Origin of the sequence: Enterobacter sp. CM29, assembly GCF_013179605.1 — a bacterium.
GTDB lineage: Bacteria > Pseudomonadota > Gammaproteobacteria > Enterobacterales > Enterobacteriaceae > Enterobacter > Enterobacter intestinihominis.
Genome location: NZ_JABMCU010000374.1, coordinates 1 through 957 on the forward strand (window position 1 = coordinate 1; position 957 = coordinate 957).

Consider the following 957-nt stretch of genomic DNA (forward strand, 5'->3'; position numbering starts at 1 on the left):
GTTTAAATATCTGGGAACGTGCCTCGTCTATTAAAACAGATAAAGACAACGGCGCAGATACTGAAACACTAATGGCTATTCACGGCTTGTCTAATAAAACCGTTGTAAGTAAATATCTCGGTGTCTTTAAACTCACCCGAGCACAACAAAAGCCAGTGCAGTATTCATATATCAACGATTTGAACCTTATTAGTAAGCTGGCTAAATTAAACGATTTAGACGCGAAAGAATTATTCAAACGTTGTGAGGGTGGCGAGCAACCGAAAAAGGTACTCACAGAGCTACTTAATAAAGCAAAGCCGGTAGTTGAAAAAGAACCAACTATTAAGTTTTCGTTCTCACGTTCACATTGCAATACAATTTTAGAATTACTGGGTCTTAATCCAGAAGACCTCGATAATCCTGATGAAGATATTGAGGTTCTTCTCAAAAGTCGCTTAGAAGAACTTTCAGAACCCAAAACAGACAAAGACACGCTGGAAGATAATGCCTAAGTTATTTAGACTGGCTAGCCAACACGATTACTCCTTTATTCCTGAACTAAACCTTTGGGAATTGAGTTTCGACAAGCGCCCTCTTAAGGGCGTTCGTTGTAATGATCCCGTTGATGGTGCGTTCGATTATAATCAGGCCAGGCTAAAGTTTTTCATAGCATTAGACAAAGGCATCAAACAAAGTCAGAAATTTAACTTCGATGATATTCTTGTTTGGGCAGCAACAAAAGGAACTGCATTGCAATGTAATTACGTAATGCAATTGTTACTTTCTAAAAATATTGGGGACTATAAAAGAGTCGCACTGGATTTTTCAAAAAGCGACAGAGTTAATTACCCATATCACCTTGATATAGCGGTTTTTTTTACTGGATTTCAGTCTCGTATGACTACCAATCATGAATTAATCGAACTGGTTAAGGATAAATGCAACAATGAGCAGCAAAGTTAAATTACCCATAAC

1 protein-coding gene and 1 pseudogene are annotated in these 957 nt (G+C 37.7%); both read left to right on the plus strand.

The genetic code is table 11. The features are described 5' to 3' along the window. A pseudogene (locus tag HP459_RS23140) lies at positions 1-494 on the plus strand (chromosome partitioning protein ParB); the annotation flags it as partial. Then, a complete protein-coding gene (locus HP459_RS23145; RefSeq protein WP_171936949.1) occupies positions 487-945 on the plus strand; it encodes a hypothetical protein in 459 nt (152 codons plus the stop codon). The pseudogene HP459_RS23140 and the gene HP459_RS23145, both read left to right, overlap by 8 nt. Positions 946-957: the final 12 nt, after the last annotated feature.